At 44.1% G+C, this 16,131-nt stretch carries 18 protein-coding genes; 3 read left to right on the top strand and 15 right to left on the bottom strand.

Annotated elements, in window-relative coordinates; genetic code table 11:
• Positions 1 to 79: 79 nt before the first annotated feature.
• The 6 genes from HEN21_RS21625 to HEN21_RS21600 all read right to left on the bottom strand — a co-directional run bounded on the left by HEN21_RS21625 (position 80) and on the right by HEN21_RS21600 (position 5,450).
• Positions 80 to 757 (bottom strand): hypothetical protein, encoded by a 678-nt coding sequence (locus HEN21_RS21625; RefSeq protein ID WP_000794370.1) that lies wholly within the window; start codon positions 755 to 757, stop codon positions 80 to 82.
• A gap of 120 nt (positions 758 to 877) precedes the next feature.
• The gene (locus HEN21_RS21620; protein WP_176251807.1) at positions 878 to 1,045 is read right to left on the bottom strand and encodes a hypothetical protein; all 168 of its coding nucleotides are present in this window, start codon (positions 1,043 to 1,045) and stop codon (positions 878 to 880) included.
• 474 nt (positions 1,046 to 1,519) lie between these two features.
• Positions 1,520 to 1,996, bottom strand: a complete 477-nt coding sequence (locus HEN21_RS21615) for a hypothetical protein (RefSeq protein WP_000907513.1) — start codon at positions 1,994 to 1,996, stop codon at positions 1,520 to 1,522.
• A 79-nt stretch (positions 1,997 to 2,075) separates the two neighbouring features.
• Positions 2,076 to 2,681, bottom strand: coding sequence for a hypothetical protein (locus HEN21_RS21610; RefSeq protein WP_001228868.1), 606 nt, complete (start codon positions 2,679 to 2,681; stop codon positions 2,076 to 2,078).
• Positions 2,682 to 2,738: 57 nt separating this feature from the next.
• Positions 2,739 to 2,891: a hypothetical protein gene (locus HEN21_RS21605; RefSeq protein ID WP_000661332.1), complete on the bottom strand. Its 153-nt coding sequence runs from the start codon at positions 2,889 to 2,891 to the stop codon at positions 2,739 to 2,741.
• A gap of 744 nt (positions 2,892 to 3,635) precedes the next feature.
• Complete coding sequence (locus tag HEN21_RS21600) at positions 3,636 to 5,450, bottom strand: recombinase family protein (protein ID WP_264117628.1); 1,815 nt, start codon at positions 5,448 to 5,450, stop codon at positions 3,636 to 3,638.
• 46 nt (positions 5,451 to 5,496) lie between these two features.
• Between HEN21_RS21600 and HEN21_RS21595 the strand changes: the two genes are divergently transcribed.
• Positions 5,497 to 5,871, top strand: a complete 375-nt coding sequence (locus tag HEN21_RS21595; protein ID WP_176252142.1) for a MysB family protein — start codon at positions 5,497 to 5,499, stop codon at positions 5,869 to 5,871.
• Here the strand turns inward: HEN21_RS21595 and HEN21_RS21590 are convergent, their stop codons facing one another.
• The 3 genes from HEN21_RS21590 to mdoG all read right to left on the bottom strand — a co-directional run bounded on the left by HEN21_RS21590 (position 5,872) and on the right by mdoG (position 10,318).
• A complete protein-coding gene (locus HEN21_RS21590) occupies positions 5,872 to 6,099 on the bottom strand; it encodes a YceK/YidQ family lipoprotein (protein WP_001237191.1) in 228 nt (75 codons plus the stop codon).
• A gap of 147 nt (positions 6,100 to 6,246) precedes the next feature.
• Positions 6,247 to 8,790, bottom strand: coding sequence for a glucans biosynthesis glucosyltransferase MdoH (gene mdoH, locus HEN21_RS21585; protein ID WP_010351277.1), 2,544 nt, complete (start codon positions 8,788 to 8,790; stop codon positions 6,247 to 6,249).
• The gene (gene mdoG / locus HEN21_RS21580; protein WP_077629266.1) at positions 8,783 to 10,318 is read right to left on the bottom strand and encodes a glucans biosynthesis protein MdoG; all 1,536 of its coding nucleotides are present in this window, start codon (positions 10,316 to 10,318) and stop codon (positions 8,783 to 8,785) included. The genes mdoH and mdoG overlap by 8 nt, the downstream gene beginning before the upstream one ends.
• A gap of 392 nt (positions 10,319 to 10,710) precedes the next feature.
• Between mdoG and mdoC the strand changes: the two genes are divergently transcribed.
• Positions 10,711 to 11,868: a glucans biosynthesis protein MdoC gene (gene mdoC, locus HEN21_RS21575; RefSeq protein ID WP_176252141.1), complete on the top strand. Its 1,158-nt coding sequence runs from the start codon at positions 10,711 to 10,713 to the stop codon at positions 11,866 to 11,868.
• A 7-nt stretch (positions 11,869 to 11,875) separates the two neighbouring features.
• Here mdoC and clsC read toward each other — a convergent pair whose 3' ends face one another.
• The 6 genes from clsC to csgB form a co-directional block, all read right to left on the bottom strand.
• Complete coding sequence (clsC, locus tag HEN21_RS21570; protein ID WP_123058454.1) at positions 11,876 to 13,357, bottom strand: cardiolipin synthase ClsC; 1,482 nt, start codon at positions 13,355 to 13,357, stop codon at positions 11,876 to 11,878.
• The gene (ymdB, locus tag HEN21_RS21565; protein ID WP_016158043.1) at positions 13,299 to 13,832 is read right to left on the bottom strand and encodes an O-acetyl-ADP-ribose deacetylase; all 534 of its coding nucleotides are present in this window, start codon (positions 13,830 to 13,832) and stop codon (positions 13,299 to 13,301) included. The genes clsC and ymdB overlap by 59 nt, the downstream gene beginning before the upstream one ends.
• 94 nt (positions 13,833 to 13,926) lie before the next feature.
• Entirely contained in the window at positions 13,927 to 14,232 is a 306-nt protein-coding gene (locus tag HEN21_RS21560) for a hypothetical protein (protein WP_000489601.1), read from the bottom strand.
• 116 nt (positions 14,233 to 14,348) lie between these two features.
• Positions 14,349 to 14,681 (bottom strand): curli assembly chaperone CsgC, encoded by a 333-nt coding sequence (csgC, locus tag HEN21_RS21555; RefSeq protein WP_000992819.1) that lies wholly within the window; start codon positions 14,679 to 14,681, stop codon positions 14,349 to 14,351.
• A 58-nt stretch (positions 14,682 to 14,739) separates the two neighbouring features.
• Entirely contained in the window at positions 14,740 to 15,198 is a 459-nt protein-coding gene (gene csgA, locus HEN21_RS21550) for a curli major subunit CsgA (protein WP_000771421.1), read from the bottom strand.
• 40 nt (positions 15,199 to 15,238) lie between these two features.
• Positions 15,239 to 15,694, bottom strand: coding sequence for a curli minor subunit CsgB (gene csgB, locus HEN21_RS21545; RefSeq protein ID WP_010345644.1), 456 nt, complete (start codon positions 15,692 to 15,694; stop codon positions 15,239 to 15,241).
• Between the two features lie 102 nt (positions 15,695 to 15,796).
• Here csgB and HEN21_RS22890 point away from each other — a divergent pair.
• The coding region (locus tag HEN21_RS22890) for a hypothetical protein (protein WP_207106163.1) at positions 15,797 to 16,131 on the top strand (335 nt) is incomplete at its 3' end.

The following is a 16,131-nucleotide window of genomic DNA, read 5'->3' as shown; positions in this document are numbered from 1 at the left end:
CTAATACACTATATATCAACATATGATACTCAAACAATTTGTTCCCCTTAACCAACAAAGGGGAACGAATAATTTACACTTAAAATTCTTTTCTTGAATCGAATCCACTTACAATTGTGTAGTCTATAAGAGAATTATTTGCCTCGTTAATTCGAATTTTAGCACCTTTATAAGCGACAACTTTTGTTCCTTCAGAAAGGTCAAAAGTAAAATCTGTTGTATATGCAGATCTCGCCATATTATTAGAGAATTCACGATATGTGAATTTTAATGTGTTGCCTGACTTTCCATTATACTCTATCGTCTTTACAAATGAATCACTAACCATACATAATCCATTTGGTACATACTGTATTGAAATTTCACTCGAATTGTATGTTGTACCATTAGGCGGTGATATTGTATTTTTTGCTTTATCATATGTTACATAGTTTACTGAGTTAACAACTACTCCATATAAGTTCTTAAGCCCAACTGAATTCTTATCAATCGGATTTGCATAAACATTGTTTCCGGTATGGCAGTATGTCCCTTCTTTAATTTCTGATAGTGATCCTGACGCGTTACCAAGTTTAAGCAATTCAGTTTTATATCCAGTAGCTGACCTTATAATGGGATCCCCCATGTATGCTTTGTTAGTTGTACCAACCATTGGTTCTACATATTCTTGAGTTGTGACTTTTGGAGCAACACTACCCGGAGCACAGCCAGATAATAATGTGGCACCTAAAACAATCAGAGGTATATTATTTTTCATGCGTTACTATTCCTTATGTGTGTAGCACTAAAGTTAAAATCTTATCATACCAGATAAAGAATGTTAATAGTTCAATAGGTTATTGCTCTTTCCTTTCCTGTTCTCCTTTTTTAGTACATATTAGAATTTCGCATGAGGTACATGAAAATCAATAGGGATTACTTTACTTTCTCCCACTGGCGGCGTATCACTTAATGGCGAGTGTTTAGGGCCGTTATAGAGTCCGTCACTGCGGACTCCCTGATTCTTTATATGTTTACGTAGTGTTGACCATTTAATATTTTTCATAAGTAGTTCCTTATAGTTAGTTATTTGGGCGTGCGGGCGGCGACTCGTTCACAACTTCAGCGGTTCACTGCGTGGCGACTCATAAAGACTTTGGATAATTGACTTTGGATAATTGACTTTGAGTAGTATCTTTTGAGTATCTACAATCGAGCAAAGCGAAGGGAGAACGCTTGCGGGAATCCGTAGCGATAGCGAGGAATACGCAAAGTGATACCCTTATGTGTTTTTTATAGGGATAATAGATAAGACGCTTTAGCGGATTAGCTATTATCCCTCTGAATAATAGATATGGCGTATGCTATATATGTTATTCATCTTTCCATTAGAAAGTAGGATAATTATAATAGGTTGGAAAGATGCCATTTTGCCCCCCGTTTAAACGGTAAAATGCGGCTTACAGCGGTGTTTTTTGCCCTGTTTTCGCCCCATCTTTCCATCAACATGATTCCCACGCTAAACAGTTGGAAAGATGATTTATAGTGCATTAATGTAGGCCTTAATGCTCCCTAGACTTGTACCATCTCGCATCATCTGGTGTAGTTTCTTTCTTTCATGTTGATTTAGCTGGCGTGCACCCCCATCTAATGGGTACTTGATCATAACGCCGTGGTTGTATGCCTCTAAAAGCTCCTGAGCGGCCTTTGTAGCGATGTTTCTATAATTGTATAGCATTGATTTGTTTAGCGGCTTTTCGTTCCATTTCATGCGATTCTGGCGGCGTGTATTCACATTTACTTTTACTTCCTCTATACCAATCATCGGACACTCTAAAACCAGCTTTAGGATCTCTAATCTACTTACCTTAGTACGGCTAGTTGTGCCTTCAAACTCTTTTGTAATGACTTCATCAATAATATCTAAAGCCTCTTTAGTAAACTGATTCAAAAACTTGTAACCTGATAGAATGCCGTGTAAATCAGTATTGTCGTATAATTTCTTTTTTCCTGCCATAATAAATACTCCTATAAAATGTGTATTGTTACTTAATATGGCGTATTAGTGCTTTTCTCCCACTAATACGCCATTTTTATTATTTCTTGAAAAGTGTCTGTACTTTGTATACTAAAGCCGTAGGTACTTTTTGTAGTTCTTCTTGATAGGTTTTACCGCGTAGAAGTTCCATGTACACCTTACGACTAGTAGAACGGTTGAATGTACTATTCAATGAGTAAGTTAGATCATCTAGAAGTACATTACCATTAGTACCGAAGACGTTATAAGCATGTAAGTAGATATCATGTATTAGTTGTGTATCAAACTTATCTTGCATTGGTTTTCGTTTATCAATACTGTATTTTACATTGGTACTATGTGCCGTCCATTCGATATTACTTACTTCGTTATTATGCTTATCTTCATCTCGATGATTGATAACTACATTTTTGTACTTCTTCGTAAGTTTTAAATATTCCTTACTATCAAATGTAGCTCCCATCATGCGATGTACTGCGTGTTTATATGATTGGTATTCATTATTAGTACGAAGATCAATCCATTTCTTTTTCTTTGAATCGTATACTTCTGCCTGTTTACTAATCCAGACATTATCTACATAGTTTATAGTATTGTCGGTATTGTTATTGATCTTTGCTTTATATAAAGTAACTAGTACATTATTTTCATTTAGTTTTCTCATGAGTATTCTTCCTTGATGTATTAGTACACTGTATCCCTTACAATGTACGAGTTAGTGTTATTTTTTATTCAGTATTGCGTACTGATTGATTAGATATTGTAGAGCACTTGCTTTAGTTTTCGCTTTCCCTCCTTCGATCAATTCTTCTAAGATTTTCATTTGAGTATCATTTAGTTTTACACTTACTGGATGTGATTTTAGTTCTTTCATTTATATTCCTTTTATAAAAGTATTCTTTTTTTAGTAATTTTCATGTGAAAATATCCCCGACGAATCGGGGAGTATTATTTCTTGGAGGAGATTACATAGTTATTTATCATTCTGGAATTAAAACGGCCTCAAATGACCGCCTACATACATATTATATCACTTTTTTTCTTTTCATCTCAAAAATCAGCTAGATTTTTTATAAGCGATTGATTGGTATAGAAAAATGAATCCCTTCACTATATAAGTCAGTACGCATAGTCCTAGAAACATGAAAAAGCCTACATATAGTACCTTAATGAATCCCGATACCAGTACCGCCACCCCTAAAACCAAAATCAATGCAGTGTAGATCCAATCCATCATAATCATTCTCCTTTCTTGTTATTGTCTTTTATTTAGTACAAAAACAAAAAAAGCCCCCTTAATGTGACATCACGATTAAGGGGGAGAATAGATACTGCCTGCTTGTTCTGACAACTACTATAGCCGCATCACTTCCTACTATCAATCATTTTAGTCGCTAACGACATTGCACCATCTACTACATTCTTCCAATACTCTAAAGCATCATCATCAAGATCACCAGATAACGTACCATCCATATTAAGACTACTAACAGATCTTAGAGTAGTAGTTAGTGTATTCACTTAAAAATAGGGCTAAAAAGGAAGCCCCATAGCCTGGGCTGTAGATTTTTACTTTACAGGCCATAATAAACGACGGTCTAGATTTGTATAGTTGATCCTACTCGCCCTCGTAAGCACTTGTATGGAAGAAAAATTCCTGTACCCTTGGTATTACTAACCAATCACGAATTACTTTAGCCTCACCTCTATTTGTCCTGTCTAAGATAGAAAAGAGATGCATACAATCCATCAGTTCTGCTTTAATAGTGATACCATCACAATCTTGTAGCCCTCTAATCTCAGGCAAACCACTTTCCCAATTATTGCTATATGCGACTACAAAACTAGGTGTATAGTAAGTAACTATATCATCAGTAATTTTTTCTACAAATCGCGTCACTTTGCAATTGTTTTTTAATTCTACTATTAACAGGTGTTTCTCGCTTGCACCAATATAGTTAATAATAAATGTATAAAATGGGTCTGGTGAATCGGTTCTGGTACATTCAATACTACTGACTGTTTTAGATAGTAACGAATAAACTTTTTGACGAAGTTCTACATTATCAAGATCTTGTATTTCTTTTAATGATGAAAGTACTTCCATATCTGGAATTTCTAAGTTTGTTGTAAGTGCGGATATTTTTTCATCAATAGCAGCTAGTTCTTTTTTATTCTTATTTTTTATGTTAATTAAACTTATTTTATCATCATCATCTTCTGTTTCTTGGATTAAGAGATCTAGTTTCTGAAGTTTATCAGTGATAATGGACATTTGAGTTTTTAGTACATCTATATCATCTCTATGAGTGCTATTTCCTTTTTTTAGTTCATCCCAATTAATATTACACAAATGCTCAAGTATAACCTGTTCCGATTCTTTATATCGGATTAACTTTGCATGTGTACATTTAGTTGTTTTTGACCGTTCGGCAATACATCTCAAATATGACGCTGATGAAGTCATTGTTTGGCATATCATTCCATTACCACAGAATCCACATTTAGCAATCCCATTGAATATGGAACGCATCATAGTACCAGCCTTCTTCCCTTTTCGCACATTTCCATTAAGCAAACTTTGAACTTGTTCAAATAGAATTGAATCAATTACTGCTGGATAGTGACGCTCATCGCCCAAAAATCCGATCAATCGTCGATTTCTTAACAGGTGATAAAATTTATTTGTACTCCAAGATGTTTTGTTATAGTAACGTTTTTCTTTATTGAGCTTATTAACTATTGCTGTACCGCCAAATCCTTCTGCATACATCTTAAATATTTGGTTTAATATTTCAACGCGTTCTTTATTAACTATATAACTTTGCTTATCTTCACTAAGTGATAACCAATCTGGAGTATTATTATTAATAGCAATACCTTCTTCTAAGGACTTACGCTTGCGGTTTTTCCAAGATCTCGTACTAATTCTACTTTTACGTTCAGATTCTGCATATGCTCGTTCTATAGATACCGTTAATTTATTGAGTGATTTCCTAACTTTTCGACTGAAGATTTCACCTGTATCAACTTCTAAGATATCTATGCCATTATTAATAAGATTGGTAAACTCTTGAATAGCGAGATATTCTTCCATTCTACAAAAGCGGTCTACGTTTTCTATAATAAAAAGTCCAGAAGTAATCTCACCATCAAGTACCTTCTGCCGGAACTGTCCTAACTGTCCCTTCGAAAAGTGGTAACCGTGGTAGGCTGATTTCCCTGCGTCCTCAAGAAGCACATAGTTATCACGGTCAATTTCATAGCCTAACTCCTTCGGAACATCAAAATCTTCGAGATACGCCCTTATCGCATCTTGTTGTCGCTGTAATCCATAACCATCTGTTTGCATCAGACTCGAAACTCGACAATAGATAGTCACATGTACTAACGGTTTGACGCTCTTCGAATCGGCGTCTATAGATTGAATCATCACAATTATTTGTTCACTTAAGGAAAGAATTATGTCAGAGAGTAACATGTATTTTTATGCAACGCTTGAAGAAGCCATTGATGCCGCACGCGAAGAATTTCTTGCTGACAACCCCGGCATCGACGCCGAAGAAGCGAATGTGCAACAGTTCAATGTCCAGAAATATATTCTGCAAGATGGCGACATTATGTGGCAGGTTGAGTTTCTCGCCGATGAAGGCGAAGAAGGTGAATGCCTGCCAATGTTCAGTGGAGAAGCCGCACAAAGCATCTTTGATGGCGACTATGATGAGATTGAAATCCGCCAGGAATGGCAGGAAGAAAATACTCTGCATGAATGGGACGAAGGTGAATTCCAGCTTGAGCCACCGCTGGATACCGAAGAAGGACGCGCAGCAGCCGATGAGTGGGATGAGCGTTAATTACTCATATGCTCCGTGATGAATGTCGATCGGCAGCAGTAAGGTATCAAAGACTAAAGAGAAAGGGAGATCAAGGATTGTGACATAGCGCCATGCGGAGTCACGTACATCCCACTGCACGCCGGGATAATATTGGTTGCCATGCCCCTGTCCCGGTATGGTGCGGCTAATGATGCTGCCACAACCACTCAGCAAAGCAACCATGATGCCTACTACAATTAAGCGCATTTGAACCCTCTTCTGTAAAAAAATACCGGCATTACGCCGGTATTTTTATTGCTGACAAAGTGCTTGTTGTTTTGCCGGATGCGGCGTGAACGCCCTATCCGGCCTACGAAGCCTTGCAAATTCAATATATTGCAGGCATCTACGCTTTTATTGCGAAGCCGTATCCGGTTTACGCAATGCCAGTGGATTCAACTTTATCCCTTCGTAGTAACTCACCCATGAAGAATATCTCTCCGGGGAATTCCAGACGCGGAAATGCAAACGAGCCATCGTCACCGGATCGCTTAGCAGCACCAGACGACGATCGCGATTCAGCTTCTCTGGCGTCTCGTTCAGCGCCTGTTCAACGTGGCGGTCACGGGCGATTTCCAGCACCTTACTGGCGCGGTGACGCGCGGTGGCCATTGCCGTTGCCAGAGCGTTAAACGACGGATTAAACACTGCATGCATAAAGCCATCGTCGAGAGAACGTTGACGGTTCATCTCAAGGAAACGATCGGTATCGATCAGTACCTGAGGCGGTGAATACTCTTCCGGGATCAGGAACAGTTTCCAGCGTTTCGTGCGCAGCCCAACGGTTGTACGGCTGGAGATCACCGAAACAAACGGTGACAGAATCAGCGAGAAGACAATCGGTGCCAGCCAGAACAGGAAACGCAGATCCAGCCACGCCATACCGACCGCCCACACTAACCCCAGCAGCAGCTGTGAGCCGTGGCGTTTAAACGCTTCACCCCAGGAGGTAGAGTCGTCATCACGTTGCGGGGAATTCCACACCACTTCCCAGCCGAGGAAGGCGCTAACCACGAATACCGTATGGAACAACATACGCACCGGCGCCAACAGCACGGAGAACAGCACTTCTAACAGCAGCGATAACGTAACTCGCCAGAAGCCGCCATACTCTTTCGTTCCTTTGCACCAGATAAGCAAAATACTCAACAACTTCGGCAGGAACAGCAGCACCATCGTCGAGGCAAACAGCGCAATCGCCAGTTCAGGACGCCACTGTGGCCAGACCGGGAATAACTGCCGTGGTTGCAGGAAGTATTGCGGTTCGGTCAGTGCGTGCACGACCTGCAATGCAGTAGAGAGCGCGAGGAACATAAACCACAGCGGTGCGGAAAGATAAGACATCACGCCCGTCAGGAACACCGCACGGTGAACCGGGTGCATCCCTTTAACCAGGAACAAACGGAAGTTCATCAGGTTACCATGGCACCAGCGGCGGTCACGTTTTAACTCGTCAAGCAAGTTAGGCGGCAGCTCTTCATAAGAGCCAGGGAGATCGTAAGCAATCCATACCCCCCAGCCTGCACGGCGCATCAGTGCGGCTTCCACGAAGTCGTGCGAAAGAATTGAACCCGCAAATGATCCTTCGCCAGGCAGCGGCGCCAGCGCACAGTGCTCGATAAACGGTTTCACGCGGATAATCGCGTTATGCCCCCAGTAGTGTGACTCGCCGAGCTGCCAGAAATGCAAACCAGCAGTGAACAATGGCCCATAGACACGGGTCGCAAACTGTTGGCAGCGTGCATACAGCGTATCCATACCAGACGCTTTCGGCGACGACTGGATAATCCCGGCGTTCGGGTTGGCTTCCATCAGGCGCACCAGACCGCACAAACAATCACCGGTCATCACCGAGTCCGCATCCAACACCACCATGTAGCTGTACTGGCTACCCCAGCGACGGCAGAAATCGTCAATGTTACCGCTTTTACGCTTCACGCGACGGCGACGGCGGCGATAGAAAATCTGGCCCTCACCCTGCACTTCGGCGATCAGCTCCATCCAGGCTTTTTGTTCTGCCACGCAGATGTCCGGGTTGTAGCTGTCACTCAGGATATAAACATCAAAATGTTTGGCATTACCGGTCGCTTTCACTGATTCCCACGTTGCACGCAGACCTGCAAAAACGCGATTCACGTCTTCGTTACAGATAGGCATGATCAATGCTGTGCGATGCTCCGGATTTAACGGTTCATCGCCAACGGTTGAAGCGGAAATACTGTATTTATCGCGACCAATAAGCAGTTGCAGGAAGCCCATCAACGCCGTCCAGAAACCGGCAGACACCCAGCAGAAAAGAACAGCGAAGAGGATCAGAATACCGGTTTGCAGCATGTAAGGCAGAAGCTGCATAAAGGAAACCCACAGATCCTGATCGACCATATCAACTGGATTAATCAGCGCCCACCCCTGATAAGGCAGGATGGTCTTCATATACCAGGTAGCGACGACGGTTTGCGCCAGAGTGAGGAGAAGCAGGATGTAACGACGGATGGTGCCGACGGTACGCCACTTTTGCTCGCTCTCCTGCTCTTCTTTGGTCAACCGCGCCAGATAGCGCGGCGTCACATCGCGCCCACGCAGACGATCCCAGAAACGCCCAACCGGGTTAGTACGCCACGGATCGGGGAACATAGAAGAACGTTTTGCTTTCGGCATTGCCTTAAGCTGATCGCGCCCTTCGTCGTCTTGAATTAACTGTCCATCAGCGAGTGAATCTGGCCAGGCTTGTTCCAGACGTGCTTTTACCGACCCTTGCGGGGAGTCATCCTCTCGCGCATAGGTTCGGTGTTCAGCATCCAGCGCCTGATGAACGGCGCGGATATCAGTCTTCGGCAATGCCGCTTTCTCACTTGCGGAGATGGGCATTGCGTCAATGTACTCGGTTGTCTTATTCATTGGCAGGTAACTGGTAGCTCCAGGTTTCACTCAACGTTTGATCGGCATTCACCAGGGCAGCACGCATTTCAGTGGTTTTCTTGGCATCTTTCACTTTCACGCGCATTACCAGACGCCAGCCTTTGGTGACCGGGTTATAACGCACCGTGCTTTCTACGATCTCACCATTATCGCCAATGCTGGTTTGTGCAGTGACCGGAGTATCCTCTGGCAGTTTTTTCATCTCTGCGCCGGTAAAATCGACCACAAAGGCGATAGTGCCGTCAGGCTGGCGAATCAGGTTCGACTGTTTCACATCCCCCGTTGAACGACGCGTCTGCTGCACCCAGGCGTTATCAGGCGCGTGAAGTTTGTCTTCATCACGGCTGAAAGTAATGGTGTATTTAAAGTTCATCTCTTTACCTGGTTCCGGTAACTGATCCGGCGTCCAGTAAGCGACGATGTTATCGTTGGTTTCATCGTTGGTTGGAATTTCCACCAGCTCAACGCTGCCTTTGCCCCACTCCCCTTTCGGTGTCACCCACGCGCTTGGACGGAGATCGTAACGATCGTCGAGATCTTCAAAGCGGGAGAAATCGCGGCCACGCTGCAACAGGCCGAAGCCTTGCGGGTTTTCCATCGAGAAGCTGCTGATCGCCAGATGTTTCGGGTTGTTTAGCGGACGCCAGATCCACTCACCGTTACCAGCATGGATAGACAGACCGTTGGAGTCGTGCAATTCCGGACGATAATTATTCGCCGGAGATGGCTGGTTCGGCCCGAACAGGAACATACTGGTTAACGGCGCAACACCCAGTTTGCCGACCTTATCGCGCAGGTAGATTTTCGATTGCACATCAACAACCGTGTCACGTCCCGGCATAACAACAAACTTATAAGCGCCTGTCGCACGCGGCGAATCAAGCAACGCATAAATCGTTAAACGCTTGTCGGTCGGTTTTGGACGCTCGATCCAGAACTCCTTAAAGCGTGGGAATTCTTCACCTGATGGCAACGCGGTATCAATTGCCAGGCCTCGGGCAGAAAGACCGTAAACCTGACCTGCGCCAATCACGCGAAAATAGCTGGCCCCGAGCATACTGACGATTTCATCATTTTTATCTTTGCTGTTGATCGGGTAAAGCACTTTAAAACCGGCGAAACCGAGGTCTTTTACCGTGTCTTTGTCATGCTGAACTTCGCCGAAAGTGAAATAATCCGGGCTGTATTTGATTCTTTTTACTGCCGTTGCAGTGACTTCATTTATTTTGACCGGTGTGTCGAAGTACATACCCTGATGGTAGAACTCGAGCTTGAATGGGGTCTTCAGATTGTTCCAGTATGCTTTGTCATGATTAAACTGGATCTGTTGATAGTCCGCGTATTTCATGTCGCGGAAAACGGAGGGCAAGTTACTTTTAGGCGCCTCATAGCCTTTCCCGGCTAAGGATTGAGCTTGCTTTGCGACATCGTCAATGCTGAAGGCCCAGCTTGATGATGTATACAGGGTTAACATTACTGCAGCACTCAACCAACGCATTTTCATCATTTGTAGTTTATGTTTCATAATAAGTAAGCACTTCCCCCTTTGTGTGCTTATATCGATCCGATCTATTTTAATGGATAACCAGCCATTCCGACAACAGAATCCCGGTATTATTCAGCGTGCCGGCTCATGGATTAAGCACCTGATTGCAACCGTTTTCACTTTCCGTGCTTCTCCTAAAGACAGAAGGAGCGAGTTCGTGTAGGGTTTGCCAGCAAATTTATTTATCAACCGTCTTACAGGCGCTTCCATTTTGGTTAGTGATTGCGGCTATGCCGCGCAAAAACACATTTGAAGCCGGCACCACATGCGGCAGGTCAGTGTCGTTATGGCAAAAGCCTAAAGGCATTACCCGGCAGGGATAAGACGAAAAATCCGAGATTAGTTAACCATATATGAATCCAGTACCCGCGCAGCGTGAATATTTCCTCGACTCCATCCGCGCATGGTTGATGTTGTTAGGGATCCCTTTTCATATTTCTTTAATCTATTCAAGCCACAGCTGGCATGTGAATAGCGCAGAACCGTCATGGTGGCTGACGCTTTTTAACGATTTCATCCACGCCTTCCGTATGCAGGTATTTTTCGTTATTTCCGGATATTTTTCCTACATGCTGTTTTTACGCTACCCATTGAAAAAATGGTGGAAAGTGCGCGTTGAACGTGTAGGGATCCCGATGTTAACGGCTATTCCCCTGCTCACCTTGCCGCAATTCATTATGCTGCAATATGTCAAAGGCAAAGCGGAAAGCTGGTCTGGGCTATCATTGTATGACAAATATAATACGCTGGCCTGGGAATTAATTTCGCACCTGTGGTTTTTACTGGTGTTGGTCGTTATGACGACACTTTGCGTATGGATATTTAAACGAATAAGAAATAATTTAGAAAATTCAGATAAAACGAATAAAAATTTCTCGATGGTTAAGCTATCGATACTATTTTTCTGTCTGGGAATTGGCTATGCAGCAATAAGAAGAACGTTATTTATCGTTTATCCACCCATATTAAGCGATGGCATGTTCAATTTTATTTTCATGCAGACGCTGTTTTATATGCCGTTCTTTATTCTCGGTGCGCTGGCTTTCATTTTCCCTAATCTTAAGGCCTTGTTTACCACACCGTCTCGTGGATGCACTCTCGCAGCAGCACTGGCATTTGTTGCTTATTTGCTCAATCAACGCTACGGCAGCGGCGATGCCTGGATGTATGAAACCGAGTCAGTGATCACGATGGTGCTCGGCCTGTGGATGGTGAATGTGGTCTTCTCCTTCGGCCACCGTTTGCTTAATTTTCAGTCGGCGCGGGTAACCTATTTTGTAAACGCATCGCTATTTATTTATCTGGTTCATCACCCATTAACGCTCTTTTTCGGTGCTTACATCACTCCGCACATCACATCAAATCTGCTGGGTTTCCTCTGCGGTCTGATATTTGTGGTAGGGATTGCGATAATTCTGTACGAAATTCATTTACGCATTCCGTTGTTGAAGTTTTTGTTCTCCGGCAAACCGATCGTAAAACGCGAGAATGACAAAGCGCCAGCTCGCTAAACCATACTTACAATAACCATTCAACGGGCAATATTGACGCTAGTCTGACCATAACCCGCTTCCAGAAACTGGTGGCGGGTTCTTTTTTGAGGATAATTTCCTCCTTCCCATGGCGATCGACCCAGTTGATTCGTCCCCACCGATCCAGACGGAGCTGCCAGGCCGCATCATACTGGCTCTGAATAAAGCGTTTATCGATTAATTGTGCCAGCGCTTCGCTCTCTATCACGAAGCCCATTTCAGTATTGAGCAATGTTGAACGCGGATCGAAATTGAATGAGCCAATAAACACTATTTTGCCATCGACACTGAATGTTTTGGCATGAAGGCTTGCGCCGGAATTACCGGTTATACCGCGATCGTGCAACGTGCCGCTCTGTTCCCGCATCGGCTTCAGTTCATACAACTCCACGCCATAGCGGAGCAATTTTTTTCGCCAGCGGGCATACCCGGCATGAACGACAGCGACATCGTTAGCGGCAAGTGAATTGGTTAAGATGGCTATCCTGACTCCTTTTCTCACCATTCGTAAAAGCTGCGCCACACCCGCGCGCGTTGGCACAAAATAGGAAGAGATAATATCAATACGTTCGCGGGGTGAGCCCATGATATCGAACAGGCGCTGCGGTAACAGTGAATGCCGTTTTGCTTTGCCCTCCCCTTTTGCCGGATCATCACTTAATAAACGCGTTCTTGCCCAGATTAGCGGCAACGTTCCGTCAACCAGTTGATTTATAAATGGACTTAACTCCATTTGGCGCAAATAACGATGTGTCTCGGTGTCGTTGTACCAGGACGCAGGTAGCTCAATACGGTCAGCCATTTCGCCATCGGGAACATCCAGCACCTGTTGCAACGGTGAAACTGATTTGCAATACCAGTAGCGGGCAAAATCATCGGCAACGTCCTCAACAACCGGCCCTATTGCCAGGACATCTAAATCTGAAAAAAGTGGCTCTTCTCCCGCGCCGAAATAGGCATCGCCAACGTTGCGCCCGCCCACCAGCGTCACCACACCATCAATGGTAAAACTTTTATTGTGCATACGACGATTGAGGCGGGAAAAATCGGTGATATAACCAAGCGGACGTAACAGGCGGAAAGAGAAAGGATTAAAAAGTCGAACTTCAATACGCGGGTGACTATCGAGCAAGCGTAAAATATCATCAAGACCGGGAGTATTATTGTCATCCAGCAACAAACGGACGCGAACGCCACGCTTCGCTGCGGCTAACAGAGCCGAAAATAGCAATCGCCCCGACATATCGTCCTGCCAGATGTAATACTGAACATCCAGAGTATGCTCCGCCATTTCTGCCAGACGATATCGTGTAGCGAACGCATCCAGACTTTTATCCAGGGGGAAAATGCCGCACTGCCCAGGATGTTGCGAGCACAGCGGCAGCACCGCGCTCGCCAGCCGGGGCAAATCATTCATCTCCTTGTTGGGTAAGGAGTCTTTCGTAGAGGTGGGCATTTTCTGCATCATAACAGACAAAGTATACCTGCTCAGGTAAAGCGTGACGGGTAATAAATTCTGAAACGGTTTTTACTGCGATTTCAGCCGCTGCAGCACGCGGGTAGCCATAAACGCCGGTACTGATGGCAGGAAAAGCCACTGTCGCATAGCCGTTTGCCGCTACCAGTCGTAGACTATTGAGATAGGCATCCTGCAATAACTGGTCTTCGTTTTGGTCGCCACCGCGCCACACAGGCCCAACGGTATGCACAACAGCTTTGGCGGGGAGATCGCCTGCAAGAGTAATCACTGCATGTCCCGTGGGGCAATCGCCCTGTTGCTGGCGAACTTTCAAACAGGCATCCAGCAACGCTGGGCCGGCTGCGCGATGAATAACGCCATCAACGCCGCCGCCCCCCATTAGTGACGGATTAGCCGCATTAACAATAACATCAACGGCTAGTTTAGTAATATCACCCTGCACAACATGAATACGCGATTTCATAACGCCTCCTTACACCCTCTTGTTTCTTAAGTGTACAGCAGTGTTTTTAGGTAAATCGCATTTTTCTTGTCAGTAGCGTGAGTCGTTCAGAAACTTAGTTATATTCGATGTTCATCACAGCCAGCTTTTTCTGCTCATCAAGATACTGCACTTTTACTGAGGCAATTTGCGCATTTTTAACTTTGCCACTCATTAGCTCTTTGCTGGAATACGTTTTGCTCTGTACTGGACCATTTTGCATACAAGTCATTTCAACTGGCGTTTGCATCACGTCACACGCGGGTTCCACGATTTGACCATAAAAATGAATCACGCCACCTTGCGCATTGCTTTCCGCTGTTGCAAAGAAAGGAAAAACCAGGCTGCCGAGCATAAGGGAGTTTAACAACGGTCTGAACATCTATTCTGTTTCCTCAATGATTAATCATCCTTGAGGGGGTTATCCATGCTTTCAGGTTGGTCGATTCGCATCAGACCGTTCTCTTCCGGCTCGTTTTATGCTCAACTATCAATACATTAAGACTTTCCTGAAGAGGGCGGCCATTGTTGTGATAAATGAAGTGACTGTCCATCAGAAACCGTAACAACTATTTTCACCCGATCGTCCGGGGAAATATTTAAACTCAACTTCGTCAAGGCAATGGGTTGATTAGCGGGTAATGAAAGGGTCTTTTCTTGCTTCGTCTGACTTTGTCCCGAGCTGCCTTCGCGTAGTGACAATATCTGAACCCGGCACAAGCATGATTGCGTCAGAGTAACTTCAGGAATAATGGTGTACATGTCACCTTGCTGAGTTGTATTAAAGGTTATCTGGCTGGAAAGCGCCGCGAGAAGTAATAACGCGTTCATACTATTCTCCCGAAAAAAAACAGGGCTTGCGCCCTGTTTCTGTCATACAAATTCTGTATTAGTACTGATGAGCGGTCGCGTTGTTACCAAAGCCAACCTGAGTTACGTTGACGCTGGAGTTAGATGCAGTCTGGTCAACTGCTGCACCGTTGCCACCACCGAACTGTTTAACAGTCATTTCAGAGTTTTTACCGTTCCACTGATCAAGAGTGGCGCTGTTACCGAAGCCACGCTGAGTCAGTTCAATTGAGCTGTCATCAGAACCTTGTCCAACGTCTGCACCGTTACCGCCGCCGTGCTGGGTAATAGTCAGATCAGAGTTGCGGGCATCAGCCTGCAATGCAACAGCAGAGTTACCGCCACCGTACTGGTAAATATTCAGCTCTGAATTCGGGCCGCTGTTATTGCCACCACCACCGTGGTTGCCGCCGCCACCGCCGTACTGAGGAATAGAACCTGCCAGAGCGCTACCGGAGAATACGATTGCTGCAATTGCTGCTACTTTTAAAAGTTTCATGTAAAACCCCCATCGGATTGATTTAAAAGTCGAATGGAAATTAACGTTGTGTCACGCGAATAGCCATTTGCGACTGTCTCTGCACTACAATTGCCGTTTTTTGAGTACCATGCTGCGTAATATTTGCTTTATTACCAGAACCTTTCTGGATAATCATTGCAGTATTACCATATGCGCCTTGCGAAATACTGGCATCGTTGGCATTGCCCGCCTGATCAATATATGCAAGGTTATAATCTCCTGTCTGGTCAATCTTTGCCCGGTTGCTATTACCTTCTTGCGAAACAACCGACAAAAGTTTTGAGCCTCCCTGCCGTAACTGTGCACTATTATTAGTACCAGCTTGACCAACTATGGCTGCCTGATTAAATGAAGACTTACTCAATTCATTTACCGCTAAGTTATATTCTGAATTAGCTAAATCATAACCTGCTGCGGCTGCAATCCCAGGCGCACCCAGTATTGTTAACATCACAAATAACAATTTGTTTTTCATGTTGTCACCCTGGACCTGGTCGTACATTTAAGAAATTAAATCATTTCAACTTGGTTGTTAACGCAAACCGTTTTTTGTTAACGCTGCGTTACGATGGAAAGTATGTCTGCGGAAATATTTTTAATAACTCACCCGCGCGTTGTATTTTGCTTTTTTTGTTCATACCAAAGTATTAAAACTCTCGCAAATACGCTGTTATTTACGCAAAAATTATTTTGTTTTCTTTTAAAGTACCGTTTTTTGACAGCAAAAAATCAACTGGCAGCCTTCCTTCATGGTTCGCGAAGATTACGTCGATATGTCTGTTTGACAAGCCGTGACAAACAGCGTCTTTTTACGGCAAAAATTTGTCCAAGGGCAACATCAGCGAAAGTAAGAAATTTTCACACGACAAAAGAACTATGTGGAAATAATTTTTATATGCATAATTATAGACT

Origin of the sequence: Escherichia sp. 93.1518, assembly GCF_013368915.2 — a bacterium.
Lineage (GTDB): Bacteria > Pseudomonadota > Gammaproteobacteria > Enterobacterales > Enterobacteriaceae > Escherichia > Escherichia ruysiae.
The sequence above is the reverse complement of the archived record's forward strand: the minus strand, read 5'-3'. Positions and strand labels throughout refer to the sequence as shown.

Bases quoted from the DNA above. Each gene is read 5' to 3' on its own strand.
- HEN21_RS21625 (WP_000794370.1), bottom strand. From the start codon at position 757: ATGAAAAATAATATACCTCTGATTGTTTTAGGTGCCACATTATTATCT.
- HEN21_RS21620 (WP_176251807.1), bottom strand. From the start codon at position 1,045: ATGAAAAATATTAAATGGTCAACACTACGTAAACATATAAAGAATCAG.
- HEN21_RS21615 (WP_000907513.1), bottom strand. From the start codon at position 1,996: ATGGCAGGAAAAAAGAAATTATACGACAATACTGATTTACACGGCATT.
- HEN21_RS21610 (WP_001228868.1), bottom strand. From the start codon at position 2,681: ATGAGAAAACTAAATGAAAATAATGTACTAGTTACTTTATATAAAGCA.
- HEN21_RS21605 (WP_000661332.1), bottom strand. From the start codon at position 2,891: ATGAAAGAACTAAAATCACATCCAGTAAGTGTAAAACTAAATGATACT.
- HEN21_RS21600 (WP_264117628.1), bottom strand. From the start codon at position 5,450: ATGATTCAATCTATAGACGCCGATTCGAAGAGCGTCAAACCGTTAGTA.
- HEN21_RS21595 (WP_176252142.1), top strand. From the start codon at position 5,497: ATGTATTTTTATGCAACGCTTGAAGAAGCCATTGATGCCGCACGCGAA.
- HEN21_RS21590 (WP_001237191.1), bottom strand. From the start codon at position 6,099: ATGCGCTTAATTGTAGTAGGCATCATGGTTGCTTTGCTGAGTGGTTGT.
- mdoH (WP_010351277.1), bottom strand. From the start codon at position 8,790: ATGAATAAGACAACCGAGTACATTGACGCAATGCCCATCTCCGCAAGT.
- mdoG (WP_077629266.1), bottom strand. From the start codon at position 10,318: ATGATGAAAATGCGTTGGTTGAGTGCTGCAGTAATGTTAACCCTGTAT.
- mdoC (WP_176252141.1), top strand. From the start codon at position 10,711: ATGAATCCAGTACCCGCGCAGCGTGAATATTTCCTCGACTCCATCCGC.
- clsC (WP_123058454.1), bottom strand. From the start codon at position 13,357: ATGATGCAGAAAATGCCCACCTCTACGAAAGACTCCTTACCCAACAAG.
- ymdB (WP_016158043.1), bottom strand. From the start codon at position 13,832: ATGAAATCGCGTATTCATGTTGTGCAGGGTGATATTACTAAACTAGCC.
- HEN21_RS21560 (WP_000489601.1), bottom strand. From the start codon at position 14,232: ATGTTCAGACCGTTGTTAAACTCCCTTATGCTCGGCAGCCTGGTTTTT.
- csgC (WP_000992819.1), bottom strand. From the start codon at position 14,681: ATGAACGCGTTATTACTTCTCGCGGCGCTTTCCAGCCAGATAACCTTT.
- csgA (WP_000771421.1), bottom strand. From the start codon at position 15,198: ATGAAACTTTTAAAAGTAGCAGCAATTGCAGCAATCGTATTCTCCGGT.
- csgB (WP_010345644.1), bottom strand. From the start codon at position 15,694: ATGAAAAACAAATTGTTATTTGTGATGTTAACAATACTGGGTGCGCCT.